Source organism: Rhodococcus sp. OK302, assembly GCF_002245895.1.
Taxonomy (GTDB): domain Bacteria; phylum Actinomycetota; class Actinomycetes; order Mycobacteriales; family Mycobacteriaceae; genus Rhodococcus_F.
Genome location: NZ_NPJZ01000001.1, coordinates 4,856,914 through 4,882,268, shown reverse-complemented (window position 1 = coordinate 4,882,268; position 25,355 = coordinate 4,856,914). Strand labels below are relative to the sequence as shown.

Annotated in this window: 24 protein-coding genes; 8 read left to right on the top strand and 16 right to left on the bottom strand. The window is 63.0% G+C overall.

Annotation, left to right across the window (positions count from 1 at the left end):
* The first annotated feature begins 33 nt into the window (after positions 1-33).
* Complete coding sequence (locus tag BDB13_RS32250) at positions 34-171, top strand: hypothetical protein (RefSeq protein ID WP_176459653.1); 138 nt, start codon at positions 34-36, stop codon at positions 169-171.
* Between the two features lie 58 nt (positions 172-229).
* On the opposite strand, the gene BDB13_RS22350 is transcribed toward BDB13_RS32250, so the two are convergent.
* The 6 genes from BDB13_RS22350 to glnA form a co-directional block, all read right to left on the bottom strand.
* The gene (locus BDB13_RS22350; protein ID WP_094273748.1) at positions 230-1,723 is read right to left on the bottom strand and encodes a GMC family oxidoreductase; all 1,494 of its coding nucleotides are present in this window, start codon (positions 1,721-1,723) and stop codon (positions 230-232) included.
* A gap of 102 nt (positions 1,724-1,825) precedes the next feature.
* Entirely contained in the window at positions 1,826-3,208 is a 1,383-nt protein-coding gene (locus BDB13_RS22345; RefSeq protein WP_094273747.1) for an FAD-binding oxidoreductase, read from the bottom strand.
* The gene (locus BDB13_RS22340) at positions 3,205-4,701 is read right to left on the bottom strand and encodes an APC family permease (RefSeq protein WP_094273746.1); all 1,497 of its coding nucleotides are present in this window, start codon (positions 4,699-4,701) and stop codon (positions 3,205-3,207) included. Before BDB13_RS22340 ends, BDB13_RS22345 begins: the two co-directional genes overlap by 4 nt.
* A 135-nt stretch (positions 4,702-4,836) precedes the next feature.
* A complete protein-coding gene (locus tag BDB13_RS22335; RefSeq protein ID WP_094273745.1) occupies positions 4,837-5,628 on the bottom strand; it encodes an Ltp family lipoprotein in 792 nt (263 codons plus the stop codon).
* Between the two features lie 279 nt (positions 5,629-5,907).
* A complete protein-coding gene (locus tag BDB13_RS22330; protein WP_094273744.1) occupies positions 5,908-6,747 on the bottom strand; it encodes a CPBP family intramembrane glutamic endopeptidase in 840 nt (279 codons plus the stop codon).
* 169 nt (positions 6,748-6,916) lie between these two features.
* The gene (gene glnA, locus BDB13_RS22325) at positions 6,917-8,353 is read right to left on the bottom strand and encodes a type I glutamate--ammonia ligase (protein WP_094273743.1); all 1,437 of its coding nucleotides are present in this window, start codon (positions 8,351-8,353) and stop codon (positions 6,917-6,919) included.
* Positions 8,354-8,567: 214 nt separating this feature from the next.
* Between glnA and BDB13_RS22320 the strand changes: the two genes are divergently transcribed.
* The gene (locus tag BDB13_RS22320; RefSeq protein WP_094273742.1) at positions 8,568-9,041 is read left to right on the top strand and encodes an RDD family protein; all 474 of its coding nucleotides are present in this window, start codon (positions 8,568-8,570) and stop codon (positions 9,039-9,041) included.
* 67 nt (positions 9,042-9,108) lie between these two features.
* Here BDB13_RS22320 and BDB13_RS22315 read toward each other — a convergent pair whose 3' ends face one another.
* The 5 genes from BDB13_RS22315 to sucB all read right to left on the bottom strand — a co-directional run bounded on the left by BDB13_RS22315 (position 9,109) and on the right by sucB (position 14,538).
* Positions 9,109-9,879 carry a DUF4191 domain-containing protein gene (locus tag BDB13_RS22315; RefSeq protein WP_094273741.1) on the bottom strand — a complete coding sequence of 257 codons (771 nt, stop codon included), beginning with the start codon at positions 9,877-9,879 and terminating at the stop codon, positions 9,109-9,111.
* Positions 9,880-9,955: 76 nt separating this feature from the next.
* Entirely contained in the window at positions 9,956-10,966 is a 1,011-nt protein-coding gene (gene lipA, locus BDB13_RS22310) for a lipoyl synthase (protein WP_094273740.1), read from the bottom strand.
* Positions 10,967-11,017: 51 nt separating this feature from the next.
* Positions 11,018-11,779, bottom strand: coding sequence for a lipoyl(octanoyl) transferase LipB (gene lipB / locus BDB13_RS22305; RefSeq protein WP_094273739.1), 762 nt, complete (start codon positions 11,777-11,779; stop codon positions 11,018-11,020).
* A gap of 29 nt (positions 11,780-11,808) precedes the next feature.
* Positions 11,809-12,696, bottom strand: a complete 888-nt coding sequence (locus tag BDB13_RS22300) for a TIGR01777 family oxidoreductase (protein ID WP_094273738.1) — start codon at positions 12,694-12,696, stop codon at positions 11,809-11,811.
* Between the two features lie 120 nt (positions 12,697-12,816).
* Positions 12,817-14,538: a 2-oxoglutarate dehydrogenase, E2 component, dihydrolipoamide succinyltransferase gene (gene sucB / locus BDB13_RS22295; protein WP_094273737.1), complete on the bottom strand. Its 1,722-nt coding sequence runs from the start codon at positions 14,536-14,538 to the stop codon at positions 12,817-12,819.
* Positions 14,539-14,899: 361 nt separating this feature from the next.
* Between sucB and BDB13_RS22290 the strand changes: the two genes are divergently transcribed.
* On the top strand, positions 14,900-15,250 hold the full coding sequence (locus tag BDB13_RS22290) for an oxidoreductase (protein WP_094273736.1): 351 nt from the start codon (positions 14,900-14,902) through the stop codon (positions 15,248-15,250).
* Positions 15,251-15,308: 58 nt separating this feature from the next.
* On the opposite strand, the gene BDB13_RS22285 is transcribed toward BDB13_RS22290, so the two are convergent.
* Positions 15,309-16,826 carry a leucyl aminopeptidase gene (locus BDB13_RS22285; protein WP_094273735.1) on the bottom strand — a complete coding sequence of 506 codons (1,518 nt, stop codon included), beginning with the start codon at positions 16,824-16,826 and terminating at the stop codon, positions 15,309-15,311.
* 145 nt (positions 16,827-16,971) lie between these two features.
* Here BDB13_RS22285 and gcvT point away from each other — a divergent pair, with 145 nt between their 5' ends.
* Both gcvT and BDB13_RS22275 read left to right on the top strand, forming a co-directional pair.
* On the top strand, positions 16,972-18,072 hold the full coding sequence (gene gcvT, locus BDB13_RS22280) for a glycine cleavage system aminomethyltransferase GcvT (RefSeq protein WP_094273734.1): 1,101 nt from the start codon (positions 16,972-16,974) through the stop codon (positions 18,070-18,072).
* Between the two features lie 32 nt (positions 18,073-18,104).
* Complete coding sequence (locus tag BDB13_RS22275; RefSeq protein ID WP_094273733.1) at positions 18,105-19,208, top strand: branched-chain amino acid aminotransferase; 1,104 nt, start codon at positions 18,105-18,107, stop codon at positions 19,206-19,208.
* A 48-nt stretch (positions 19,209-19,256) separates the two neighbouring features.
* Here BDB13_RS22275 and BDB13_RS22270 read toward each other — a convergent pair whose 3' ends face one another.
* The 4 genes from BDB13_RS22270 to BDB13_RS22255 all read right to left on the bottom strand — a co-directional run bounded on the left by BDB13_RS22270 (position 19,257) and on the right by BDB13_RS22255 (position 22,436).
* Positions 19,257-20,024, bottom strand: coding sequence for an adenosylcobinamide-GDP ribazoletransferase (locus BDB13_RS22270; RefSeq protein ID WP_094273732.1), 768 nt, complete (start codon positions 20,022-20,024; stop codon positions 19,257-19,259).
* A 2-nt stretch (positions 20,025-20,026) separates the two neighbouring features.
* Positions 20,027-21,091 carry a nicotinate-nucleotide--dimethylbenzimidazole phosphoribosyltransferase gene (cobT, locus tag BDB13_RS22265; RefSeq protein ID WP_094275114.1) on the bottom strand — a complete coding sequence of 355 codons (1,065 nt, stop codon included), beginning with the start codon at positions 21,089-21,091 and terminating at the stop codon, positions 20,027-20,029.
* A gap of 116 nt (positions 21,092-21,207) precedes the next feature.
* On the bottom strand, positions 21,208-21,777 hold the full coding sequence (cobU, locus tag BDB13_RS22260; RefSeq protein ID WP_094273731.1) for a bifunctional adenosylcobinamide kinase/adenosylcobinamide-phosphate guanylyltransferase: 570 nt from the start codon (positions 21,775-21,777) through the stop codon (positions 21,208-21,210).
* Positions 21,778-21,779: 2 nt separating this feature from the next.
* A complete protein-coding gene (locus tag BDB13_RS22255) occupies positions 21,780-22,436 on the bottom strand; it encodes a DUF3043 domain-containing protein (protein ID WP_094273730.1) in 657 nt (218 codons plus the stop codon).
* Positions 22,437-22,537: 101 nt separating this feature from the next.
* Here BDB13_RS22255 and BDB13_RS22250 point away from each other — a divergent pair, with 101 nt between their 5' ends.
* From BDB13_RS22250 to BDB13_RS22240, 3 genes are all read left to right on the top strand, one after another.
* Positions 22,538-23,647: a glycerate kinase family protein gene (locus tag BDB13_RS22250; protein ID WP_094273729.1), complete on the top strand. Its 1,110-nt coding sequence runs from the start codon at positions 22,538-22,540 to the stop codon at positions 23,645-23,647.
* Positions 23,648-23,789: 142 nt separating this feature from the next.
* On the top strand, positions 23,790-24,140 hold the full coding sequence (locus BDB13_RS22245) for a HesB/IscA family protein (protein ID WP_094273728.1): 351 nt from the start codon (positions 23,790-23,792) through the stop codon (positions 24,138-24,140).
* A 172-nt stretch (positions 24,141-24,312) separates the two neighbouring features.
* Positions 24,313-25,287 (top strand): carbohydrate kinase family protein, encoded by a 975-nt coding sequence (locus BDB13_RS22240; RefSeq protein WP_094273727.1) that lies wholly within the window; start codon positions 24,313-24,315, stop codon positions 25,285-25,287.
* The last annotated feature ends 68 nt before the right edge of the window (positions 25,288-25,355 follow it).

Genomic DNA, 25,355 nt, shown 5'->3' with positions numbered 1-25,355 from the left:
TGCGTAAAACGCACAAGCGGCCCGTCCAGCTGCGTGAGCACCATACAACCGCTCTGGCGGTCGGCAGCAGAAGCGGAGAAGACCGCTGCTGCACAGACTGGTGCCAAGTACGTCGACACACAGTCGAAGGGACTGGCACCTGAGCTTGCTGATGCCATTCTTCTCGACTAGACGACCTGCACGGTAGCGGCCGAATATCCCGAGAACCTCACTCCCGCGCTCCTCCCGTTCAGATCAGTTTCGCGGCGCGTTCTGCCATCATCACGCAGCCGAGATAGGTGTTTCCCGCCGGCAACACCGGCATCGCGGAGGCGTCCACGACCCGCAGGCCGTGGACCCCGCGTACCCGGCAGCGCGCGTCCAGAACGGCGGTCGGGTCACCATCTGCGCCCATTGCACAGGTGCCGCCCAGATGCGCGTAGCTGATCTGGCCGCTGTTGATCAATCCGGCGGCGGCACCTGTGGAGGTCAGGTCCGTTGTCGGCTGGATTCTGGTGGCGCCGAGTTGGGCGAACGGGCCTGTTGATTCGAAAGCGGCGATGCGGCCCAGGACCCAGTCGAGGCGTTCGACGTCTCGCGGCGTCAGCTCCGGCATCGACACCTCCGGTTCGGCGTCGGGTTCGGTGGAGGAGATTCGAACCTGTCCGCGCCCGCCGACATCGAAGAGGAACGGGACGATCGAGAAATGCGCGCCGTCGGCCGTCGGTTCGCCGATCGGCAGGTTCAGGACGTGGAAGTCGATGGTGTCCGACTGAGGGGTTCGGCCAACCCACACCGGTTGGACCGGGCCACCGCGCAGCGGACTGCCGCCCGGATGGTGATAAACCAAGGGGACGCCGAGGTGGTCCTGTAGGTTCGCCCCGACTCCCGGACTGTCGGCGACGACCGGGATGCCGAGGCGCTCCAACAGGTCCTTCGGGCCGATTCCCGACCGCTGCAGCAGCGCCGGTGAACCAGTGGCTCCACAGCTGACGATGATCTCGCGGGCAGAGAGTTTCCGGCCGTCGGCGGTGATGACGTGCGTTGCCCGTCCGTCCTCGACGACCACCCGGTTCACCGTGACACCCGTCTCTACCGTGAGGTTCGGTCGCGACCGCACCTCACCGGTCAGGTACGCCCGACTCACAGTCAGCCGCTCGGCGCCGTCCGCGGACACCGTCAACGGGAAGATTCCGACGCCCGGGAGCTGCTCAGGGTCGTTGACGTCGTCAACCCACGGCACGTCGATTTCGCGGAGTCCGGAAAGGAAGGCCCGCTGGGATTCGGTCTGTTGCTCGGCGGTGGAGCGTCGTACGACGAGCGGACCGTCCGCGCCGTGAAGCTCCGACGCACCGCAGTCCAGGTCGTTCTCCATCGCTCGAAAGGTCGCGAGGATGTCCGCCCAGCTCCAACCGTCGAGCCCACTGGCGGCCCACGCGTCGTAATCGGCAGGCTGGCCGCGCATCGTTGCGAGATAGTTCACGGCTGAAGTCCCGCCCAAGACGCGCCCGCGCACCATGGGGACTGTAGCTTCACCCTTCGCTCGCATCGGGAACCCTTGAGTGAAAGGGGTTCCGGCCCAGACGTTTCCCGCCGCAGACGGTTGTAGAACGGTATCGTCGTAAGCTGCGTCGTCCGGGCCTTGCTCGAGGAGCAGTACGCGTCGGCCCGGGTCTTCGGAGAGTCGTGCAGCCAATACTGCGCCGCTTGTACCGCCGCCAACGACGATCACATCCATCTCCATTGCCACTCCCGTTCGACCACGCGCGTATCAGGTGAATTTGTTCGACTCGGTAACAGTACGAATCAAACTGCTCGCGCGGGTCAGTTCCGAGATTCCTTCCAGTCACCGGGACGGGGCCGGTGGAATGCTCTGCTCGAAGTGAAATACGTTGTCGTGGTCGTACTTCGCCTTGATTGTGCGTAGTCGGTCGACGTTGGACCCCCAGTAGGCGGTCTGCCAGTCAGCCACGTCGGCGTTGGGCACGTTGGTGTAGGCGCCATCGGCGTAGGGCGCCAGCGCTTGGCTGAATTCGGCAATCCAAGCCTGGCACTTCGCAGTGAGTGGATCTTCCGGTGCCCGTGTCCCACCCCGGGTGCCCCAGCCCGCTCCCGGTTCGGCGTAGAACAGCGCGTTGCGATGGGCAAAAGCTGAGCCGCCGGAAGGCTCACTGCCGATGACGGCTCCGCGGAGAGCATTGGTGAAGTAGTTGCAATCCGTCGAGGGAGCCGTTGACATGAACCCGCAGATCAGGTTGATCGCTTCAATGGGGAATTGGCGGGAGACGAACTGCGAGAAGAACTTCCAGTTCGCAGGTTCGTCGGGGGTCGGAATCTGGAATCCCGCGTAGGTGTCAACCCAACTCGCGTTGGTCGTCGAGACGTCAGGATTTCCGATTGACAGGATCGGCTCCAGCATCCGGATCGCTTCGGCTTCCGACCCGGATGCCAGGACACCGACCAGCAGGATCTCGTCGTGGTGTATCTCGAGTTGGCTAGTCAGGCGGTTGTCGGTGAACGGGGCGCAGTGCTGCCAAGCCTCGAAGACCCACGGGAGGTGACCCAGACCTGGCCACCTCGCCGTGACGTAGACGGTCTGCGCCAGGGGGTGAATCGTATAGGTCAACGAAGTAACGATCCCGAAGTTGCCGTTACCGGCGCCGCGAAGCGCCCAGAGCAGGTCTGAGTGGTTCTCCTCGTCGACGACGATTGTCTTGGCCCCGTCGACGTTTGACGTGACGACGACCTCGGCCGCAACCAAATTGTCACAGGCCATGCCGAAGTTGCGGGTGAGGAGTCCGAAGCCGCCGCCCAGGGTCGCGCCGCCCAAGCTGACGGTTCCTTCGGTGCCGGTCGGCGCGGCGAAGCCAACGTTGCCGAGCAGGGCTACGGCTTCCGTCTGGTTGATTCCCGCGCCGACGGTAGCGGTATTCGATTCCATGTCGATTGTCGCCGACTTCATTTCGCTGACGTCGATCACGATCCCGTCATCGACAGACGACCATCCCTCGAGGCAATGGCCACCGCTGCGTACCCGAATCTGAACCTGATTCTGCCGCGCCCAGTCCACCGCGTTGACCACGTCCTGGGTTTCCCGCGCGAACACGATCACCCTCGGATTGTGATTGAAGAGCAGATTCCAGCAGTCGCGTGCATCGGGGTAGTCGGAGTCGGCCGGACGGACGACGCGGCCGGTCAACTCTCCTGGTCGGTCTGTGGTGGTACTCATTCCGTGGTCTCGGGAATCGCCGGTGCAGCAGCGAATTCGTCGACATCACCCGGTTCGGTGTCGAGCACCGTGCGATTGAAGATCATCATGTACGCGAAATAGATTCCGCCGGCGACGATCAGACCGCCGACGATCAAGACAGGAACGGACGCATCCCCGGGTGTCACAAGGACAAACACCACGAACACCACCCACATCAATGCGGCGACGGCGACCGGCAATTCGAATCGGCCCAAGCTGAAGCCACCCGCTTTGTGTTGCAATCGTTTTCGCACGGCCAAGTACAGGATCACGATCGCCCCGTAGATGATTGCCGGCAAGAGCGTTGAGCCGATGATCAATTGCAGCAGCGCTGAACCGGGCAGCGCGATCATCAGGACAACCCCGACTGCAAGGATCAGGATCGTCGCCGGAACCGGGGTCTGTGTCTTGGGATTGACTCGTCGCATCAACCGGTGCGCGGGGAACCGCTCGTCACGCGCCATCGCGAAGACCTGCCGCGAGCACGCCGCCATCACCACCATCCCGGCGCCGAACATCGCGAATGCCAGGCCCGCCAAAAGGATTCGTTCTACGACAGGCCCGAGCTGACTGCGGATGATCGCGGCCACCGGTGAGCCGCTGTTGCTTACCACCGGGACATCCTTGATCGCGATCGTAAGCGCGATCAAGAAAATCAGCCCCAAGACTCCCGCCGCGACGACCGAGGCCACGATCGCCCGGGGGACGCTGCGAAATGGATCCTTGGCTTCCTCAGCGAGATTCGCAGCAGAGTCGAATCCGACCAGCGTTGTGAGCCCCATGATCATGCCGGCCATCAACCCGCCGCCAATGGCAAAATAGTTCGGGGAATCGACGGTGATCCCGCGCGAAGTGAGGTTGCCGAGATCACCGCTGCCCGTGAACACCATGACTACGGCCAATGCAATGACCAGCACCACCACGATGGCCAATTCGATCCCCACCGCGCTGGAGGTGATCAGGCCGAGCAGTCGCGTCGAGGCGATCACCAGCACCGCCTGAACAACGAGAATGACTACCGTGATCAGCCGAGCGGTGCTCTCATTTTCCTGCATCCCTATCAGCGGCATGAACGCCTGGCTGGCCAACGCGTTATCCAACGCGACTACCGCGATCGCCAGGTACCAGAAGGTCAGCCAGCCGAACAGCCAGCCGATCTTCGGGCTCGCCAGCCGCGAGGCCCATTGGTACGAGGACCCGCTGAGCGCGATGCGAGCAGCGAACTGAGCGACGACCAGCGCCACCAGTGCCTGGCCGATCGCCGCCAATATCCACAGCCAGATGCCCACGGGGCCGGCACTGGTGAGGACGTTGTCATACGTGGCGAAGATGCCGACCGCCACGGAGATGAATGCAAAAGAAACTGCGAACACCTGGAAAGGACCAAGAGTTCGCTTCAGTTCTGGTTCGTAACCACAGTCCACGCACTCGTCATCGGCAGAAGTGGTGTCCGGCGCATTCTCAGTGGTCATGTCCGACCTTCCGTGGCTGGCTATACCTTGAACACTTGCGAATGCAGGAACGAGAGTGAACGTGCGACACCGACATTGGTGGCCAACGCACTGGGAATAGCCAATTCGACTGGGTCCGAAACCACGTGCGGGACGCTAGATGCCGGTCTGTTCGACTCCGTACTGTGCCTGTGCGGTGGTGTAGCCCTCGTACTCCAGCTGCTCAATCAGGCCCTGTCGTGAGAAGGCAGAAAAGTCGAGGTAGTTCGCGGCAGCCTTTGCGGCCTGCTCATTCCAATCAGGCGCAACGGAGTCCACAGCGAAAGTTGCGTCCGCAGTCGAGTAGTCCTCGTACTCCAGCTGCTCGATTAGGCCCTGTCGTGAGAAGGCTGTGAATTCGAGATAGCTTTTCGCCGCTCGTACAGCGTTCCTCTGCCCACCCGTCATTCCGGGCTCCGGCCTGGCCGGTGCGGTGGTCGTCGTAGTGGGTTTAGTCGTAGTGGCTTTAACAGTGGTCGTCGTAGTGGGTGCCAACGTCACTGTTTCGACAGGTGCCACCGGAGCCGGCGACGGCGACGGGGCCTGAGTCGACGTTGTCGCCTTCGTTGTGACCGGAGCCTTCACTGCCGCAGTGGACTGTGTCGTGGTCGGCTGGCCGCTCGATGCAACATCAGAAGATTTATTGATGGAAGTCGCCACACCGATAATGACGAGGAGCACCACGACGCCGCCGGCGATCCACGGCCACTTTTTGCGTGTGGGTTTACCGGACTCCGGGTCGGACTGCGGGTCCGACACGTGTTCGTATGGTGTCGGACCCGTCGGACCCGTCGGACCCGTCGGACCCGTCGGGGGCGGCTGAAGTGCGGCCGTCCACTGTTGTCCGTCCCACCACCGCAGTTGTCCGGAGCCTTCGGGGTCTGGGTGCCATCCAGCCGGTGTTGTCATGGATTTCCTTACGTCGAGTGATTGACCGTGAACTCTTGCGTCGATCGATCACGGGTTGGCGTGTCACGGATCCGCCATTGTGTGGCGGTTGTCCGTTTCGTGTCGTAAGTACTATCAGGTTGGTCCGACAGGGCATACCGGACGGTCCGAAACCGTCGTCCGAATGTGGCCCACCTGGCTCGGGCGTTCTCGCCGTGTTAGCAAAATTGGAGCCGTCGGCACCGTTTGGTGCTGACGGCCCCAATTGTGTTCGGAAGCCTATTGATCTGGAGGTGTCAGTCAAGCTGTGGCTGTCGCCGGCTGATCCGCGCTGGTTCGGCCTCGGATGAGGAAGATTGCGACGACGCCGAAGATGACCAACAAGACGGTGACGAGGGTGGCGATGGCGGTGGCTCCACTGGCCGTCTCCGTCACGGAAGTGTCGAGTCCGCCGGTCGAGAGGATCGTCGTGGGGTCGGTGAGGCCGTGCAACACGATTGCGGCCCAAATCGTGCCCGTCACTCGCATGGTCAGGTACATGCACATTCCGAATCCGAATGTGTAAACGACGGTGAAGAGGACGGTTGATGCTTCCATTCCGGAGAGGAGGTTGGTCATGTGCATGAGTGCAAAGAGCAGTGACGACACGACCGCGACGAATCGTTCGGTATGGCGGGCGTCACGCAGCATTTTCACTGCTAAACCGCGGGTCATCAGTTCCTCTGCGAGGCCGACGCACGCACCGAGTGCGAGTAGCGAGAGGATCTCGCCGGCAGACCACGAGCTCCAGTCGGTTCCGCTCAGATGCGCGACGATGGCGGCGACGACGAGAATCGGGCCGATCCACATCCAGCGCTTTCCCCGAATAGGTTGAGGGCCGAAGACACTACGCAACCACCCCATTTTGGCCGTGAAAATCAGTAGCGCGATACCGCCGATCCCGATGGGCAATGCGAGGCCGAAGATGACGCTGGAGGCGCTCCCGACTACGTTGTCCGTGTCGATCTGATCGGCAAAAACGCGCGAGACCACTTGCCCGACAGCAAGATAGAAGGCGAGGTAGGCGAGGATCAGCAGGAGTAGCTTCCACACGGTGGGCTTGCTCCAGAAATTGGACTTTTCGGGAATTTCGTTGTTCACGGTCAGATCGTAAAGGACTCGTAAGAAGTCGCGCGACCGCAGCGGAATTCACGCCCGAAGGTCGAGACCTCCGGGCATATGCGGCGGGGCAGAGACGAGTCCACCCGCCCCGCAGATGCGGAACGGGTGGACTTGGAGACGCTATGTCTGACTTACGTCAGGCTGCGGATCACACGTCGTAGTAGAGCTCGAACTCGTACGGGTGCGGGCGCAGGTTCACAGGAGCGATTTCCTGCTCACGCTTGATGGCGATCCAGGTCTCGATCAGGTCGGAGGTGAAGACGCCACCCTCGGTGAGGTACTCGTGATCGCGCTCGAGGTTGTTGATGACGGTCTCGAGGTTGGTCGGAGCCTGCGGGATGTTGCGAGCCTCCTCCGGCGGAAGCTCGTAGAGGTCCTTGTCGACCGGAGCCATCGGCTCGATCTTGTTCTTGATGCCGTCCAAGCCGGCCATCATCTGTGCAGCGAAGTTCAGGTACGGGTTACCGGAAGCATCAGGTGCGCGGAACTCGATGCGCTTGGCCTTCGGGTTGTTGCCCGTGATCGGGATACGGACAGCTGCCGAGCGGTTGCGCTGGCTGTACACGAGGTTGATGGGAGCTTCGTAGCCCGGCACCAAACGGTGGTACGAGTTGACGGTCGGGTTGGTGAACGCCAACAGCGACGGGGCGTGGTGCAGAATGCCGCCGATGTAGTGACGCGCCATGTCCGAGAGGCCTGCGTAGCCGGACTCGTCGTGGAAGAGGGGCTTGCCGTCCTTCCACAGGGACTGGTGGACGTGCATGCCCGAGCCGTTGTCACCGAAGAGCGGCTTCGGCATGAAGGTGGCGGACTTGCCATGCTTCCAGCAGGTGTTCTTGACGATGTACTTGAACAGCTGAAGATCGTCGGCGGCTGCGAGCAGGGTGTTGAACTTGTAGTTGATCTCCTGCTGACCGCCGGTGCCGACCTCGTGGTGGCCGCGCTCGAGCTCGAAGCCCGCATTGGTCAGGTTGGTGGAGATTTCGTCGCGCAGGTCCACGTAGTGGTCGTACGGAGCGACGGGGAAGTAGCCGCCCTTGGCGCGAACCTTGTAACCGAGGTTGGGGGAGCCGTCGGCGTTGGTCTCGGCGCCGGTGTTCCAGGAGCCGGAGACGGAATCCAGCTCGTAGAAAGCGGAGTTCATGCCGGAGTCGTAACGAACCGAGTCGAAGATGTAGAACTCGGCCTCGGCGCCGAAGAATGCGGTGTCCGCGATACCGGTGCTGAGCAAGTACTCCTCGGCCTTACGGGCAACGTTGCGCGGGTCGCGGCTGTAGGACTCACGGGTGAACGGATCGTGGACGAAGAAGTTGATGTTGAGCGTCTTCGCCTTGCGGAAAGGATCGAGCTGAGCCGTGGTGACGTCAGGAAGCAACATCATGTCGGACTCGTGGATCGACTGGAAGCCGCGGACGGAGGAACCGTCGAACGCGAGGCCGTCCTCGAAGACGTCCTGGTTGAAAGCAAACGCAGGGATGGAGAAGTGCTGCTGCACGCCCGGCAAGTCGCTGAAGCGAATGTCGACGTACTCGATGTTCTCGTCCGCGATGTACTTGATGACCTCTTCGGCCGTGGTAAATGCCACGCTCGTGCTCCTTAAGTCGCTTCAACCAAGTGTATGAAAATGTGTATCCGTCGAGCCTGACGGTAGGGAGCTGGTGTTGCCCGCTCGTCAACCCTTTGTTTCGCCAGTGTTACGCGTCGTAATGTCCTGGGGTTTTGCGAAATCCATGTGACCAGCTACACAGCTAAAACCCGGCAATCTGGACTACGGTGCTACGACGCCTATCCTGGACAGCATGGCACGTATCACCGGATCTTGGCTCTCTGGGCCCGAAGCAGCTTTGCCGAAGAACACTGACGGTCGCGAGCAGGTCTACCGCGGCGAGTTGCTCGGCTTTCCGCAGGAGGGGCCGGGATCGCTGGTCGGCTCGGGGCGACGCTTGGCTGCACTCATGATCGATTGGCTGATGGCCGTCGGTGTCGCCACTCTGATTACCGGCGACTTCTTCGACGGCAAGACGTCGACCATCACGCTGATGGTGTGGTTCGCGGTAGGCGTCGTCACCGTCGGCCTATTCAACTTCACGCCGGGCCAGTTCGTCGTGGGCCTTCAGGTGGCGCGAATCGAAGGGCCCATCCGGGTCGGACTAGTGCGCGCCCTCGCTCGCCAGGCTCTGCTCGTCTTCGTGATTCCGGCGACCATCACGGACATCGACGGACGCGGAATGCAGGATCGTGCGACGGGTACCTTGCTGGTCCGCTCTCGCTGACCTCCACAACTACAAAGAAAGACCCGGGTCCGCAGCGGACCCGGGTCTTTCTTTTATGCAAGGTATGTCAGCGTCGACGGATCGTGCGCTGCATGCCCTTCATCTTTGCGCCGCCGGGCATCGGGCCCTTCGGCATCGCTGCACCGCCGCCGCGTGCGCTCAAAGCTGCGAGGCGGCCTTCGATGTTGTCCATGCGCTTGGTGTCGATGTTGCGCGGAAGCTTGGTCATGTAGCGCTGCAGCTGGGACAGCGGAACCTGACCTTCGTCGTTGCCGACGATGATGTCGTAGATCGGGGTGTCGCCGATGAGGCGGGCCGTCTTCTTCTTTTCCTGCGCGAGGAGAGCCTTGACGCGCTGGGGGGAACCTTCGGCAACCAGAATGACGCCCGGACGTCCGACGACGCGGTGAACAGCATCCAACTGTGTGGTTCCAGCGACAGCGTTGGTCACGCGCCACGCGCCCTGCATGTTGTCCAGAGCCCACGCAGCAGCACCGGCCTGACCTTCGGCCTTCTTGTACACGGACTTCTGGACGCGTCGACCGAAGATGATGAAGGCGCCGAGAATGCCGAGCACGATGCCGATCGGCAGCAAGAACCACTGAAGACCCCAGATGAGGCCGACCAGGAAGAACACCAGACCAGCGCCCACGAGGGCACCGATCATCAGCGGCAGAAGGAGCTTGTCGTCCTTGCGCTGCATCTGGAATGCCTGCCAGAGCTGGGTCCTGCGTTCCTTGGAAGCCTGCTTGCGAGCAGCCTTCGCTGCAGCCTTTGCTTCTTTGGTGGGTTTGCCCTTGCCTGATTTACTGCTGCCGGATTTGCTGCCGTTCGCCATGTAACCAGGATACGTCCATCACTGTGCGCCTTTACTAACCGCCCGCGGTTAATAAAGGCGCACAGCAAAATGGAGATCAGCGATTCAGGCGTGCCATCAGTGAGCTGGCTTCCTGCGAAGCCTCGCCGCCCTCGGTGAGGTGACGCTGGGCTTCGGGCAATTCGCGTCCGTGATGAGCCATGGCCTGCGCGTACAGACGTCCTGCCCGGTACGACGAACGGACCAACGGACCGGCCATGACGCCGGCGAAGCCCATTTCCTCGGCAGCCTTGGAGTGCTCGACAAATTCTTCCGGCTTGACCCACCGCTCGACGGGATGGTGCCGGGGAGAGGGACGCAGGTATTGGGTGATGGTGAGGATGTCGCAACCGGCGGCGTGCAGATCAGCCATCGCTTCGGTGACCTCTTCGGGAGTCTCACCCATGCCGAGGATCAGGTTGGACTTGGTGACCAATCCGTAATCACGGGCGGCGGTGATGACGTCGAGGCTGCGCTGGTACCGGAATGCCGGACGGATGCGCTTGAAGATACGCGGCACGGTCTCGAGGTTGTGGGCGAGAACCTCGGGGCGGGAGGCGAAGACCTCGTCGAGAAGTTCAGGCTTGCCGTTGAAGTCCGGGATCAGGTTCTCGACGCCGGTGCCCGGGTTGAGTTCGTGGATCTTGCGGACAGTCTCGGCGTAAAGCCAGGCGCCGCCGTCGGGGAGGTCGTCGCGTGCGACGCCGGTAATGGTGGAGTACCGAAGTCCCATTGCCTGAACGCTTTCCGCGACGCGACGGGGTTCGTCACGATCGAGGGGGTCGGGCTTGCCGGTGTCGATCTGGCAGAAATCGCAGCGGCGGGTGCACTGTTCGCCACCGATCAGGAAGGTGGCTTCGCGGTCTTCCCAGCATTCGTAGATGTTGGGGCAGCCCGCCTCCTCACAGACGGTGTGCAAACCTTCACGCTTGACCAGGCCCTTGAGCTCCGAGTATTCGGGGCCCATCTTTGCTCGGGTCTTGATCCAGTTCGGTTTGCGTTCGATGGGCGTTTCCGCGTTTCGGATCTCGAGGCGGAGCAGCTTACGTCCTTCTGGGGCGATAGTCACGGGAATGATGGTACGCCCGCGCGCTCTTGTCGGCCGTTCCGGGGAAGGCCCTCAGCTGTACTGAACGGTAGTAAAAGTCGGCGTAGCGGGGGCAGTTTCGAACGTGACGCGCTCGATGTCCCGCTGGCTGACGGGCAGGCTGCCGTCGAGTGCGGCGATAACTGCTTCGGTGACTGCCGGCGTGACCTCGTCGACGGTGACGTCACGCCCGAGTTCCTGGGACAGCGTCGTCACGCCCGCGTCACGGATACCGCACGGAATGATGTTGTCGAAGCCGGTCAGGACCGAATCGCAGTTCAAGGCGAAGCCGTGCAGAGCGACGCCCTGTTGGACACGGACACCGATTGCGGAGACCTTGCGTTCCGGCTTCCACTGCCCGCCCGACAACTCTGCCGGCAGCCAGACGCCCGAGCGACCGTCAATTCGTCCACACGTCAGTCCCAGGTCGGTACAGACCACGATCAAGGCCTCTTCGAGGCGGCGGACGTATCGCACGACGTCGATGGGTTCGGCGAGTTTCACGATCGGGTAGCCGACCAGTTGGCCGGGGCCGTGCCACGTGATTTTTCCGCCGCGATCGACGTCGATGACCGGGGTGCCGTCGACGGGGCGATCTTCGGGTTCGGTGCGCCGACCTGCCGTGTACACCGGCGGGTGTTCGAGCAGCAGCAGAGTGTCCTGGCCGATGTTGCCGGCACGTGCTGTGGCCAGCTCACGTTGGCGGTCCCACGCGACCGTGTAGTCGATCAATCCGAGACGTTCGACGGTGATCGGGAGTTGCGACAATCGGGCGGAGACGGCAGCGCTGCTCATGGCACTAGAGATTACGCCCGAACGTTATCTCAATGGATCGCGGCCGCCAGCGCTTCACCGATTGTATTGTGGTGGAAGGTGAATCCCGCATTTTCGAGTGCAGACGGTATGGCCCGCTGGCCACCGAGAATTCCATTCTTCGCGAATTCGCCGATCAATGCCTCGAGCGCGAAGCCTGGCACGATCCACGGCGCCGGACGGTGCATGATCCGCGACATCGCGCCGTTGAACTGTGCATTCGTCACCGGTGCCGGCCCGGTCAGATTGACCGGACCCGAGAGGGTCGGATGAGTGAGGGCGAACTTGATTGCATCGCATTCGTCTTCGAGGGAGATCCACGGCATGTACTGACGACCGTTGCCGAGCCTGCCGCCCAGGCCCAATGAGTAGATTCGGCGCAGGCGGCTGAGCATCCCGCCGTGCGGCGACATCACGACGCCCGAGCGCAGATTGACCACTCGCGTCCCGCTCTTGCGGGCAGGTTCCGTGGCAAGTTCCCAATCGCGGCACGTCGTAGCCAGAAAATCGGTACCCGCGGGCGATTCCTCGTCGACAATGCGGTCGCCGGTGTCGCCGTAGTAGCCGACCGCGCTCGCGTTGGCGAGCACCGGAATGCGCGCGCTCGCGACAGCTTCAGACAGAAAGTCCGTCGTGCTGATGCGACTGTCGCGGATTTCCTGCTTGTACGAACCGGACCACCGCTTGTCGCCGATCCCGACTCCACACAGATTGACGACGGCATCAGCGCCACGTAGGACGGACGTATCCAGGCGGTCTCGATTCGGATCCCAGCGGGACTCGTCGGGGCCTGTTGTCGGCCGACGCACCAGACGCACCACGTCGTGGTTGTCGGAGCGCAAAGACGACACCAATGCCGTTCCGATCAGACCGGACGAACCGGCGATGACTACTCGCATTCCGCAGTGCCTCCTTCGATGAGGTTGTCTCACGGACAACAACGTCGGACAACAAGTCGAGAAAACAACAGGGGCGCCGCCTCCGGGTGGAGATGGCGCCCCTGCTGGGAAACTATGTGGTTACAGGCCCAGATCGGCTTCGAACGAAGCCTCTTCCAGTCGCTGCTTCACAGTGGTGAGGAAGCGACCGGCGTCCGCGCCGTCCACCAAACGATGATCGTAGGTGAGCGGCAAGTAGATCATGGACCGCACGCCGATCGACTCGTTGCCGTTCTCGTCGGTGACGACCATCGGGCGCTTGACGATCGCTCCGGTTCCGAGCATAGCCGCCTGCGGCGGTACGAGGATCGGAGTGTCGAAGAGTGCGCCCTGGCTGCCGATGTTGGTGATCGTGAACGTTCCACCCGACAACTCGTCAGGCTTCAGGCCACCGGAACGTGCGCGCTTGGCGATGTCCGCGATTGCGCGTGCGATACCGGCAAGACCGAGGTCACCCGCATTGTGGATGACGGGGGACAGCAAGCCCTGATCGGTGTCGACTGCGATGCCCAGGTGCTCGGCGTCGTAGTACGTGATCTGCTTCGCGGCCTCGTCGTAGCTGGCGTTGATGTTGGGGTGCGACTTCAGAGCCTCGACAACTGCCTTGGCAAAGAACGGGAGGAACGTCAGGTTGACGCCTTCACGCTCGATGAAGCCGGCCTTGGCGCGGGCACGCAGTGCGACGATCTTGGTGACATCCACCTCGAAGGTCTGCGTGAGCTGCGCTGTCGTCTGGAGCGATTCACGGGTCTTGGTGGCCGTGATCTGGCGGATCCGGTTGGCCTTCTGCGTGGTTCCACGCAGGTGAGCCAGTTCGGGGCGGACGCCGGCAGATGTAGCAGCTGCGGGTGCAGATGCTGCTGCGACGGGAGCTGCTGCGGCAACCGGAGCCTTCTTGGCCTCGGCTGCAGCGAGAACATCCTGCTTGCGGATGCGTCCACCGACGCCGGTGCCGGTCACGGTAGCGAGATCGACGCCGTTGTCCTTGGCCAGCTTGCGGACAAGCGGAGTGACGTACGGGCTGTTGTCGCCGGTAGCTGCGGGAGCTGCCGGTGCGGCGGCGGGAGCAGCAGGCTTGGGAGCCGGTGCTGCGGGTGCTGCCGGTGCGGGCTTCGGTGCTGCGGGAGCCGGAGCTGCTACGGGTGCTGCGGGAGCCGGAGCTGCCGGAGCGGGCGCGGGAGCTGCTGCTGCGGCGGGAGCGCCGGATCCGATGACAGCCAACTGGCCACCGATCTCGACGGTGTCGTCTTCAGCAGCGCTGATCTCGAGAAGGAAACCGGCGACAGGCGACGGGATCTCGGTGTCGACCTTGTCGGTCGAGACCTCGAGCAGCGGCTCGTCGACAGCAACTTCGTCGCCGACAGCCTTGAGCCAACGTGTGACGGTTCCTTCGGTGACGGATTCGCCGAGGGCGGGCATCGTCACGGAGGTGCCTTCGGCAGAACCGCTGGGTGCTGCCGGTGCTGCCGGTGCGGGAGCTGCTGCCACGGGCGCTGGCGTTTCCACCGGTGTTGCTGCGGCGGGCGCTTCTTCTGCGGCGGGTGCCGGAGCAGCGGGAGCATCGCCGGCTTCACCGATTACGGCGAGTTCGCCACCGATATCCACGGTGTCGTCTTCCTGCGCGACGATCTTGGTCAGGACGCCGGCGACTGGAGACGGAATCTCGGTGTCGACCTTGTCCGTGGAGACTTCGAGCAAGGGTTCGTCAACTTCGACTGTGTCTCCTTCCTGCTTGAGCCACCGTGTGACAGTTCCCTCGGTGACGCTCTCACCTAGGGCTGGCATCTGGACGGAGAAGGCCATGTCTTTTGACTCCTCGACAGTTGTGTTCGGGTTGTTTAATTTGTCGACTTGTGGTCGTAATGCATTGTGCTCGAGTTGCGCGCACCATGCGGCTACTTGTCGCTATTTTGCCGATGTCGACGCGCAGGCGCGGCGTCACCGTCGTTCATCTTTCCATTGATACGCCGGGCGCGTCCGCTGAGGGGGATGCCGCCCGTTTTCGGTGTGTCGCTACCGGCGAGTAGGTATGCGTGCACAAGCTGAATGTAACGCTCGAATGGGACCAAACGGTATGTCGTTCGTCGGACTGGTTCCTCTGTCCTGGCAAACTTGACATATGGCCGGGGTCACTCCGCGGTCTCGGTACCGAGGAGGTCCGCGCGTGGGATTGTTCGATCGATTCAAACGTCAACCGAGTGCGGGGCAACTCGCTGCGCAGGGTGACGCAGAACATCTGGCCAACTGGGCACACTCGCATGAAGGAGTCGAAGCCTTCGTGGAACCGGAAACTGCGGTGACCGAAGTGACGGTTGTTCTCGTCGACAAGTACGGCGAATGGACGCGTCGACGCGTGGGCGGCGAACGTGGTGCCCGCAAACTCGGTGAGGATTTGAAGATCCCCGTCTACGACGTCCGGAAGACGAGGTATCCGCAGCGGATGCGCGATTACGACGAGCGTCAACGAATCCAACGCAAGCGCGCTCGGGAGCACGAACTACGGGACGGAAGCTAGACGTGCTGTGCGCCTTTGTTAACCGCGGGTGGTCAACAAAGGCGCACAGCACAAGGGATTAGCCGTTGACCGAAATGTCCTCGAGCACCGAGATCATGGTGCGGACCGGAACTCCGGTGCCGCCCTTACCGGTGTAACCCCAGGGGCCTGAGGTGTTGTAGGCCGGGCCGGCGACGTCGATGTGAGCCCACTGCACGCCCTCAGGGACAAATTCCTTGAGGTAGTGCGCTGCCGCGAGCATGCCTCCCCAACGGTGCGGGGTGACGTTGGCCATGTCGGCAACCTTGGAATCGAGATCGGCGCGCAGTTCCTCGGGCAGCGGCATCGCCCACCCGTTTTCGCCGACGCTCTGCGAGATGGTGGCGACGCGATCGCGGAACTCGTCCGTGCCCATGACGCCTGGTGTGCGGTTGCCCAGGGCAACCATCTGCGCACCGGTCAGGGTTGCGGTGTCGATCATGTAGTCGGGGTTGTCTTCGCCGGCGCGAACCATGGCGTCGGCGAGGACCAAACGACCCTCGGCATCGGTGTTGATGACCTCGATGGTGATTCCGCCGTACTGGGTGAGAACGTCGCCCGGGCGCTGCGCGGTGGAGGACGGCATGTTCTCGGCCATCGGAATGTAGGCCACGACGTTGACGGGCAGGCCGAGCTTGGCGGCGAGCACGACGGTCGCGATGACGGCTGCAGCGCCGCCCATGTCGGAGGTCATGTTCTCCATGCCCGCGGCCGGCTTGATGGAGATTCCGCCGGTGTCGAAGGTGATGCCCTTGCCGACCAGTGCGACCTTGCGTGCCCCGCGCTTCTTGGACGCGTATTCCATCCGGACCAGGCGCGGCTGACGCGACGAGCCCTTGCCGACGCCGAGGATTCCGCCGTAGCCGCCCTTGGCCAGTGCTTTCTCGTCGAGAATCTGAACCGTCAGGCCGGCTTCGATGCCGAGGGCCTTGGCGCGGTCCGCGAACTCGGCGGGGTACAGGTGGCTGGGGGGAGTGTTGACGAATTCACGTGCGGTGGCGACTGCTTCGGCGATGGCAGCCGAACGTGCCAGCGTTGCTTTGGTTTCCTTGGCGCGCGGAGCCGGCACAAGAAGTTCGACGCGGGCGAGGGGCTGAGCGTCGGGTCCGGGAGCGGTCTTCGAGGATTTGAACTCGGTGAAGGTGTACGCGCCGAGGGCAAACCCTTCGACTGCAGCGCCGAGATCGAGAACCGACAGCGTTGTGGCTGCGGTGTCGATGCCGGACAGTGAACGCGCTGCGGCGCCGGCCGACTTGCGGATCTGCTCACTACTGAGCTTGTCTGCCGAACCCAGGCCGACGGCGAGGACGCTGACGACGGGCAGGTCGCTCGGTGCGGGGATGCGCGTGAGCTGCTCGGACTTACCGGTGGCACCGACAGCAATGAGGCTGTCGAGTACCTCGGCGAGAACGTCCTCGTCGACGATGCCTTCGCTGAGTGCGAGTTCGGGACCGTCGGGACCCGATGTGAGACCGACCACCAATACGTCGGCGCGCTTGCCGAGTTTTGCGGCGAGAACCAGGTCGGGGCCCAGGGATCGGGCTGTGCGAGTACTCAAGATATCTCCTGCAGGGGTGAGTGTTCGATGCGTCCGGTACGAGCGGATGCCTTAGTTGATGTTAGGCCCAGCGACGTTTGCCGGCCTGTTCTCTGCCTCGGTTGCGAGCATGTTTCGGGCCTCGAAGTCCGATAGATTGTGGACTATGACCGACGAACTCCTGTTGCAGGGCCCGATCCACGCCGTACATGTCGAACTGGGTGCGACATTCGCATCATTCGGCGGTTGGCAGATGCCGGTGTCGTACGCCGGCGTCGTTGCCGAACACACTTCTGTCCGTGAGAATGTCGGACTCTTCGATGTCAGTCACCTCGGCAAGGCCGTCGTGCGGGGAGTTGGCGCTGCGGAGTTCGTGAACTCGGCGCTGACCAACGATTTGGGCAAGATCGGTCCGGGCAAGGCTCAATACACGTTGTGCTGCAACGAGTCCGGTGGTGTCATCGATGACCTGATCGTCTATTACGTCAGCGACGATGAGATCTTCCTCGTGCCGAATGCGGCAAACACAGCCGACGTCGTCGCTGCTTTGGTTGCCGTTGCGCCGGAGGGGATAACTGTCGAGGATCAGCACCGTGAATACGGTGTCATGGCGGTACAGGGGCCCAAGTCGGCCGACGTCCTCACCGTACTCGGCTTGCCCACCGAGATCGAGTACATGGCATTCGAGGATGCGGAGTGGAACGGTGTCCCCGTTCGCGTGTGCCGCAGTGGGTACACCGGTGAGGTCGGATACGAACTTCTGCCGCGTTGGGCTGACAGTGAACCGCTCTTTCGTGCGCTGCTCGAGGTAGTTCAAGCGCAGGGCGGTCAGGCTGCGGGTCTGGGTGCTCGCGACACGCTGCGCACCGAGATGGGCTACCCGCTCCACGGACACGAGCTGTCGCTCGAAATCTCGCCGCTCGAAGCGCGGACTGGTTGGGCTATCGGCTGGAAGAAGCCCACTTTCTGGGGCAAGGAATCGTTGACCGACGAGAAGGCTGCCGGTCCGGCTCGCAAATTGTGGGGACTCAAGGCACTTGATCGTGGTGTACTGCGCGCGGGACTGAGCGTTCTGCGTGACGGCGAGGCCGTCGGCGAGACCACGTCGGGCACGTTCTCGCCGACGCTGAAGGTCGGAATTGCGTTGGCGCTCCTCGATTCCGGCGTCGGCATTGCTGCGGGTGACGAGCTCGCAGTCGACGTCCGCGGGCGCGCTCTGCGTTGTGTTGTCGTGTCGCCTCCGTTCGTCGAGACCAGCACCAAGTAACCGCACTGGGTGCGTTCGATAGGATTGCGGCCATGACAGGTGCCGCCGATTTCGTTCGTGTCCAGAGCTCGTCCCCGAAGTCCGACGCCGAGCGCCGCGACATTTTGGCGGCGCCCGGCTTCGGGCGGCACTTCACCGATCACATGGTCTCGATCGACTATGTGGCCGGAAAGGGATGGCACAACGCTCAGGTGTTGCCGTACGGAAGCATCACCCTTGATCCCGCTGCGATGGTTTTGCACTACGGCCAGGCCATTTTCGAAGGACTCAAGGCGTACCGCCAGCCGAGCGGCGAGATCAGCTCGTTCCGCGTCGAAGCCAACGCCGAGCGTTTCGCGGCTTCGGCTCGTCGACTGGCGATGCCTGAGTTGCCGACGCAGATGTTCGTGGACTCCATCACCGAGTTGGTCGACGTCGACCTCGACTGGGTTCCGGCTGCCGGCGGAGAAGATGCTCTGTACTTGCGTCCGTTCATGTTCTCCACCGAGGCCGGGCTGGGGGTTCGTCCCGCCGACGAGTACCGCTACCTTCTGATCGCTTCGCCCGCCGGTGCGTATTTCCCGCGTGGCGTCAAGCCGGTCAGCGTGTGGTTGTCCACCGAGTATGTGCGCGCTGCACCGGGTGGAACGGGCGCTGCGAAGTTTGCCGGCAACTACGCGGCTTCACTTCTTGCTCAGGCTCAGGCCGCCGACGAAGGTTGCGACCAGGTGGTGTGGCTCGACGCCATCGAGCGCACCTATGTCGAGGAGATGGGTGGCATGAACCTGTTCTTCGTTTTCGGTTCCGGCCCCGACGCCCGCCTCGTCACGCCGTCGTTGTCGGGTTCGTTGTTGCCCGGCATCACCCGCAACTCACTGCTGACACTTGCTGCCGATTCCGGCTTCGCGGTCGAAGAGCGCAAGATCAGCACCGACGAGTGGCGCACCAAGTGCAAGAGCGGTGAGATCACCGAGGTATTCGCTTGCGGCACTGCGGCAGTCATCACGCCGGTCGGCCGGGTCAAGTCAGCCGAAGGTGAATTCACCATCGCCGACGGCGAACCCGGTGAGGTCACCATGGCGCTGCGCGACACCCTCACGGGAATTCAGCGTGGAACCTTCGCAGATACCCATGGATGGATGACCAAGCTTCACTGAAACTCTTCGACCGGAGAAGGCCTCGCCGTCTGGCGGGGCCTTCTTTGCTCAGATGCCGAGTGTCAGGCCGACGGCAGTGATCGTCACGCTCAGTTCCAGGGCAAAGCCGAGTACGTCGCCGTTGAGCCCACCGAATCTGCGGACGCAATGACGCACGCAGACAATGCTGATCAGCAGTGTCAGCGTCGTGACTATCGGCCCGAGCCACCAGCGATCCGCTGCGAATGCCGACGCCGCAATCAGCGGGGCCGACCAGACGATGCCAACCCACAGCGGCTGTGAATCGGCAACCAGCGCACCGAATCCGGTGGAACTCGATGCGGGAATCCCTCGGCGACAAGCAAAGACGACGGCCACACGTCCCGCCGCGACGGCAACGGCCACCGCCGCCCAGTGGGTAGGGGAGTCGGCGGCGGCAAAGGTTCCGAACGAAAGTGCTTGTAGGCCGAGCACTATGAACAACGCCGCAACTCCGAAGGGTCCGGCGCCGCCGCTGTGCATGACCTCACGTGCGCGCTCAGGCGGACCGTAGCAACCGAGTCCGTCGACGGTGTCGCAGAGGCCGTCGACGTGCATGCCGCGGGTTCCCAGTGCCAGTGCGCCCACTGTCAGCAAGCCGGCGAGATACGGGTTGAGGCCGATACTCGTCGTGCCCCACAGAACGGCGACGGCAAGTACGCCGAGCGCCATGCCCGTGAGCGGCGCCGCTGCAATGGCGCGTCGGCCGGCAGCGCGGTCGATATCCGACGGACCACGTACCGGAAGTACTGTCAGCCACGAAAATGCCAGCGGCACACCGGAAAGCGCGCCGGCCACGGTCAGTCCGCCGTGTCTGTCTCGGCAGGCTTGCTACCTTCGGTGCTGACGCCGGCTTCGCTGAACGTTGCCATCTTCGCGAGAATTGCCACTGCGCCCTGGAGGATCGGAAGCGCCGTCACTGCGCCCGAGCCTTCGCCGAGGCGCATGTCGAATTCGACGATCGGCGTCATCCCCATGCGGGTCAGAGCGATCGTATGCGCAGGTTCGGTGGAACGATGCCCGGCAACCCACCACTCACGAGCGCCGAATGCCAACTCGTCGGCCACCATTGCGGCCGCGGTGACAACAACACCGTCGAGGATGACCGGAGTGCGCCGAGAAGCGGCCTGAGCCAGGAAGCCCGCCATCGCTGCGAGGTCTGCGCCGGACGCGGTACGAAGCAGTGCGACGGTATCGCGAACATGAGGGCGGGCGCGGCGGAGTGCGTCACGGATCGCCGCCGTCTTACGGATCCACGCGGCATCATCGATACCCGTGCCGCGTCCGACGACTGCGACGGGTTCGCTGTCCGTCAATGCTGCGATCAGGACGGTAGCCGGCGTCGTGTTGCCGATGCCCATGTCGCCGGCGATGAGAAGATCAGCGCCGCCGTCGATTTCCTCATCGGCGATAGCGCGGCCGGCAGCGATGGCCTGCAAAGTTTCCTCGTGCGTCAGAGCGTCTTCGCGGTCGATGGAACCGGAAGAGCGGCGCACCTTGTGGTTCGAGACAGCCGGGTCGGTATCAACTTCCACGGCGATGTCGACGACGCGAACGGTGGCTCCCGCGACCTCGGCGAGGACGTTGACGGCCGCGCCGCCGCCGAGGAAGTTCGCGACCATCTGTGCGGTCACCTCAGGCGGGTAGGCGGACACACCGTTTCGGGCGATCCCGTGGTCACCGGCAAAGACAACGACGCGCGGGCGAGCGAAAGCATGTGGGGGACAGACGCCCTGGCAGGCAGCCGCCCAGCCGGCCAAGGTTTCCAAGCGTCCGAGTGAACCGGCCGGCTTGGTGAGGTCGAGTTGGCGAGCGTCGGCCTGCGCGCGTACGTCGCGATCCGGAGGAGTCACCGGTTCGAACACGGCCGCGTCGGCCTCGGTGTTTCCGGCCGCGTCGGGCTCGGTGTTTCCGGCCGCGTCGGGCTCGGTGTTTCCGGCCGCGTCGGGCTCGGTGTTTTCAGCGGGGTTGGCTTCGGTGCTCACTTCGTGCCTTCCGGTTGTGCAGCAGTATCTTTCAAGACAAGCGGTAGGCCGGCGACAACCAGTACGACGCGATCGCAGATTGCTGCGAGGCGCGCATTGAGTGTGCCGATCTCGTCGCGGAACAACCGTCCGGAGCGGGTTTCCGGAATGACGGCCAGGCCGACTTCCGGGCTGACCAGGACCAGGGATCCGCAGTAGTTCTGGACGCTGTTGATCAGTGCATCCACGGCTGGGGTGATGGTGCCTCGCGGCGATTCCCAGGCGTTGTGTCGATCGAACTCGCCGGTGAGCCAGGTACCGAGATCGTCAACGAGCGTCGCTGCGGAATTTTCGCGTTCGAGTTGAATCGCGAGGTCTCCGGACGCATCGGTCTCGACCGTCGACCAATGTGACGGCCGACGGACTCGGTGCTGATCGATACGGCTTTCCCAGTCGACGTCCGTGCTGTCGCGCCGAGCTGTGGCGACGTAGCGAACCGGCGCGCCGGGAGAAAACAAAGCCTCGGCGTGCGCGGATTTACCTGACCGCGCGCCGCCGAGGACGAGTGTTCTGTGAGGGTTCGACACGCTCAGATTGCGTCGCCGGGTCCCACACGGGGCTTCGGGGCGCGAAGCTTACGAATCTGAGTTGCGCGGACAAACGCGTACCAACCGAGCTTGAATCCGCCGTCGGTGCTGTCGGGGAAGCGCTCTGCGACGCGATTGTTGATCATGCGTCCGAGCCAGACACCTTCACCGACCATGAACAGCATCATGACGAACATCGCGAGTGTGACGACGGCACTGAGCCCGGGGAGGGCGAATGTGACCATGATCAGTATCAACGCCATCGGCATGAAGAGGCCGAGCAGGTTACGGCGGGCATCGATGAAATCGCGGACGTAGGCGCGAACGGGTCCCTTGTCGCGGGGGAGAAGGTACTTGTCCTCGCCGGCGAGCATGCGGGCGCGGCGGTCCGCTGAGGACGCACGACGCTCGGCAGCTTCGATTTTGCGATCTGCCTTGGATCCGCGCGTCGCTTTTCGGCGTGCGCGGGCTTCCTTGGCCGTCAGAGGTGCGGGCGCGACAGGTCCACGCTTCTTGGCTTCGGCGTCGCGACGCTTGGGTGTGGGGCGACCCTTGCCCACCTGCTCGATGGGTGTCTCTTCGGAGGCGGAGGATGCCCCAGTGACCTCGACGTCATGTTTGTCGGAGTTGTCTGAGTCACCGCGGCGTAGCAATTTCACACCTCCAGGCTATTGGATAACTGCCTGCTCTGGGAAACCGACCTCGGTATTTCCGCAGATCGTGAAACATCGATGACATTCTGGGCTCCTACAATCCGGATATGCGGGTAATCGTTGCTCCTGACTCTTTCGGTGACACCCTGACTGCAGTTCAGGCCACGCAGGTCATTGTCGATGGTTGGCGACGGGCGCGACCGGATGACGAGGTAATCGGGGCGCCGCAGTCGGATGGTGGACCCGGGTTTGTCGATGTGCTCTCTTCAACCGGTGGGGAGGTCCGAAACGCACGAGTCTCCGGCCCGCTCACACGTAGCGTCGACGCACGGTGGCTCCTGGACCCTGAGGATGCGCACATCGGAGATGCTGATGCCGCGTACATCGGAGATGCTGAGGCCGCGTACATCGAATCGGCGCAGGCGTGCGGACTGGCTCTGCTCGACGGACCGCCGACGCGGGAGAGTTCGCTTCTCGCGCACAGTCGCGGAGTCGGTGAACTCATTGCCGCAGCACTCGAAGCGGGCGCAACCACCATCGTCGTCGGCCTCGGTGGGAGTTGTTGCACCGACGGTGGTCGTGGCCTCGTCGACGCATTGGGTGGATTGGTGAGTGCGCGCGACGCACTTCGCGACGTCGAGCTGGTGGCCGCCACCGACGTGGAGCACGTGCTGCTCGGGCCCCGCGGTGCTGCGGCCGTGTTCGGGCCACAGAAAGGCGCTGACAGCAGTGCCGTCGGGATACTCGAACAGCGGAACACGAAATGGTTGTCTGAGCTGGAGAAAGCCGGCGGAACGAAAGTCTCGACCATGCCGGGCGCGGGTGCAGCGGGCGGAATCGGTGCCGCTCTGTTCGCCCTGGGCGCGGTGCGACGATCCGGTGCCGACGTCGTCGCGGAACGTACGGGTCAAGCGGAACTCCTGAAGTCCGCCGACCTCGTTGTCACCGGTGAAGGCAAATTCGACCACCAGTCGCTGCACGGAAAGCTGGTGACCTCCGTGGCCGCTGCAGGTGCGTTGTACGGCGTCCCGACGCTGGTGCTAGCCGGCCAGGCCGAACTGACGGAAGCCGACTACACGTCGTTCGGGATAGTTCGCGCCGAATCGGTGGCGGCGTTCGCCGGATCGATCGAGAAGGCCATGACAGATGCCAGGGCGAACCTGCGTGGACTAGCGGAACGGACCGCGCGCGACTGGAACATCTGGCGCACCACGTGAGCACAGTCGACGTGTCGTTGCCGACTGAGCTGGAACAGCTAGGATGAAGGCGAATCGCACACGGTAAGAACTGGCGGGAATAAGTCGGCAGCGGCGTACCGTTGAAGCGTTCACGGGTTGGTACGAATATTAGGGAGAGCCCATGACTGTGCAGAACGAGACCGCCACCCACGGCGTCAAGATGACCGAGACCGCATCCGCCAAGGCGAAGGCACTCTTCGATCAGGAAGGTCGCGACGACCTCGCGCTGCGTATCGCAGTGCAGCCGGGCGGCTGTGCCGGACTGAAGTACCAGCTGTTCTTCGACGACCGCACCCTTGACGGTGACCTCACCGTCAACTTCGACGGCGTCAACCTGGTTGTCGACCGGATGAGCGCACCGTACGTCGAAGGTGCATCCATCGACTTCCTCGACACCATCGAGCAGCAGGGCTTCTCGATCGACAATCCCAACGCAACGGGCTCGTGCGCCTGCGGCGACTCGTTCAACTGAGTTAAGTCGATCACAACTTAAGACGCACACAACTGACGCGGAACCGGTAATCGGTTCCGCGTCAGTCGTCTGCGGCGAACCGTACGTACGGAATCCGTATGTGCCGATACGCGTACCGAGCGCGGTACCGTGAATTCTTTCCCACTCACATTTCGCTGAAAGGCCTCGATCCGTGACTATTGCGGTAACCGGTTCCATCGCCACCGACCATCTGATGCGTTTCCCCGGGCGCTTCGCCGATCAGCTCCTCGCCGATCAGCTCGCGAACATCTCGCTCAGCTTCCTGGTCGACGACCTCGTGATCCGTCGCGGTGGCGTCGGCGGAAACATCGCTTACGCAATGGGCGTCCTCGGAGGATCCCCGCTGCTCGTCGGTGCAGTGGGAGCGGACTTCGCGGAATACCGCACGTGGCTCGAGGACAACGGCGTCGACTGCAGTGCAGTCCTGATTTCCGACAAGGCCCACACTGCTCGATTTGTCTGCACGACCGACGAGGACATGGCGCAGATCGCGTCGTTCTACCCCGGGGCGATGAGCGAAGCGCGTGACATCGAACTTGCCGCGGTGGCGAAGGCAGCCGGCTCGGTCGAATTGGTTCTGATCGGTGCCAACGACCCCGAAGCCATGGTCCGTCACACCGACGAGTGCCGCGAACTCGGTATTCCGTTTGCGGCTGATCCGTCGCAGCAGCTCGCACGCTTGTCCGGTGAAGAAGCCAAGGCGCTCATTCACGGTGCCAAGTACCTGTTCACGAACGAGTACGAGTGGGGCCTGCTCCAGCAGAAGACTGGCCTGAGTGAGAAAGAGATCCGCGCGCAGGTCGGAATCCGCGTTACCACTCTCGGCGCCAAGGGCGTCGAAATCGTTGACGCCGAAGGTAATCGGGTGCACGTCGACGTGGTTCCCGAAAACGGCAAGGTTGATCCGACGGGTGTCGGCGACGCTTTCCGCGCCGGCTTCCTCCTCGCGCACCGGGCCGGGTTGAGCCTCGAGCGTTCGGCACAGTTGGGTTCGTTTGTCGCAGTCCTGGTTATCGAGACGGTGGGAACCCAGGAGTGGACGTTCAACCGGGACGAGGCACTCAAGCGTCTGACCGAGGCCTACGGCAGCACGGCCGCGGACGAGATCGCGAAAATCCTGCCCTGATCGATCCTCATCGTAATGAACAAGCCCGGCTCACACAGGTGAGCCGGGCTTGTTCATTACGTGAGGTC

Coding starts and splice junctions, on each gene's coding strand:
- BDB13_RS22350 (WP_094273748.1), bottom strand. CDS start 1,723: ATGGAGATGGATGTGATCGTCGTTGGCGGCGGTACAAGCGGCGCAGTA.
- BDB13_RS22345 (WP_094273747.1), bottom strand. CDS start 3,208: ATGAGTACCACCACAGACCGACCAGGAGAGTTGACCGGCCGCGTCGTC.
- BDB13_RS22340 (WP_094273746.1), bottom strand. CDS start 4,701: ATGACCACTGAGAATGCGCCGGACACCACTTCTGCCGATGACGAGTGC.
- BDB13_RS22335 (WP_094273745.1), bottom strand. CDS start 5,628: ATGACAACACCGGCTGGATGGCACCCAGACCCCGAAGGCTCCGGACAA.
- BDB13_RS22320 (WP_094273742.1), top strand. CDS start 8,568: ATGGCACGTATCACCGGATCTTGGCTCTCTGGGCCCGAAGCAGCTTTG.
- BDB13_RS22315 (WP_094273741.1), bottom strand. CDS start 9,879: ATGGCGAACGGCAGCAAATCCGGCAGCAGTAAATCAGGCAAGGGCAAA.
- lipB (WP_094273739.1), bottom strand. CDS start 11,779: ATGAGCAGCGCTGCCGTCTCCGCCCGATTGTCGCAACTCCCGATCACC.
- BDB13_RS22300 (WP_094273738.1), bottom strand. CDS start 12,696: ATGCGAGTAGTCATCGCCGGTTCGTCCGGTCTGATCGGAACGGCATTG.
- sucB (WP_094273737.1), bottom strand. CDS start 14,538: ATGGCCTTCTCCGTCCAGATGCCAGCCCTAGGTGAGAGCGTCACCGAG.
- gcvT (WP_094273734.1), top strand. CDS start 16,972: ATGACCGACGAACTCCTGTTGCAGGGCCCGATCCACGCCGTACATGTC.
- BDB13_RS22275 (WP_094273733.1), top strand. CDS start 18,105: ATGACAGGTGCCGCCGATTTCGTTCGTGTCCAGAGCTCGTCCCCGAAG.
- BDB13_RS22250 (WP_094273729.1), top strand. CDS start 22,538: ATGCGGGTAATCGTTGCTCCTGACTCTTTCGGTGACACCCTGACTGCA.
- BDB13_RS22245 (WP_094273728.1), top strand. CDS start 23,790: ATGACTGTGCAGAACGAGACCGCCACCCACGGCGTCAAGATGACCGAG.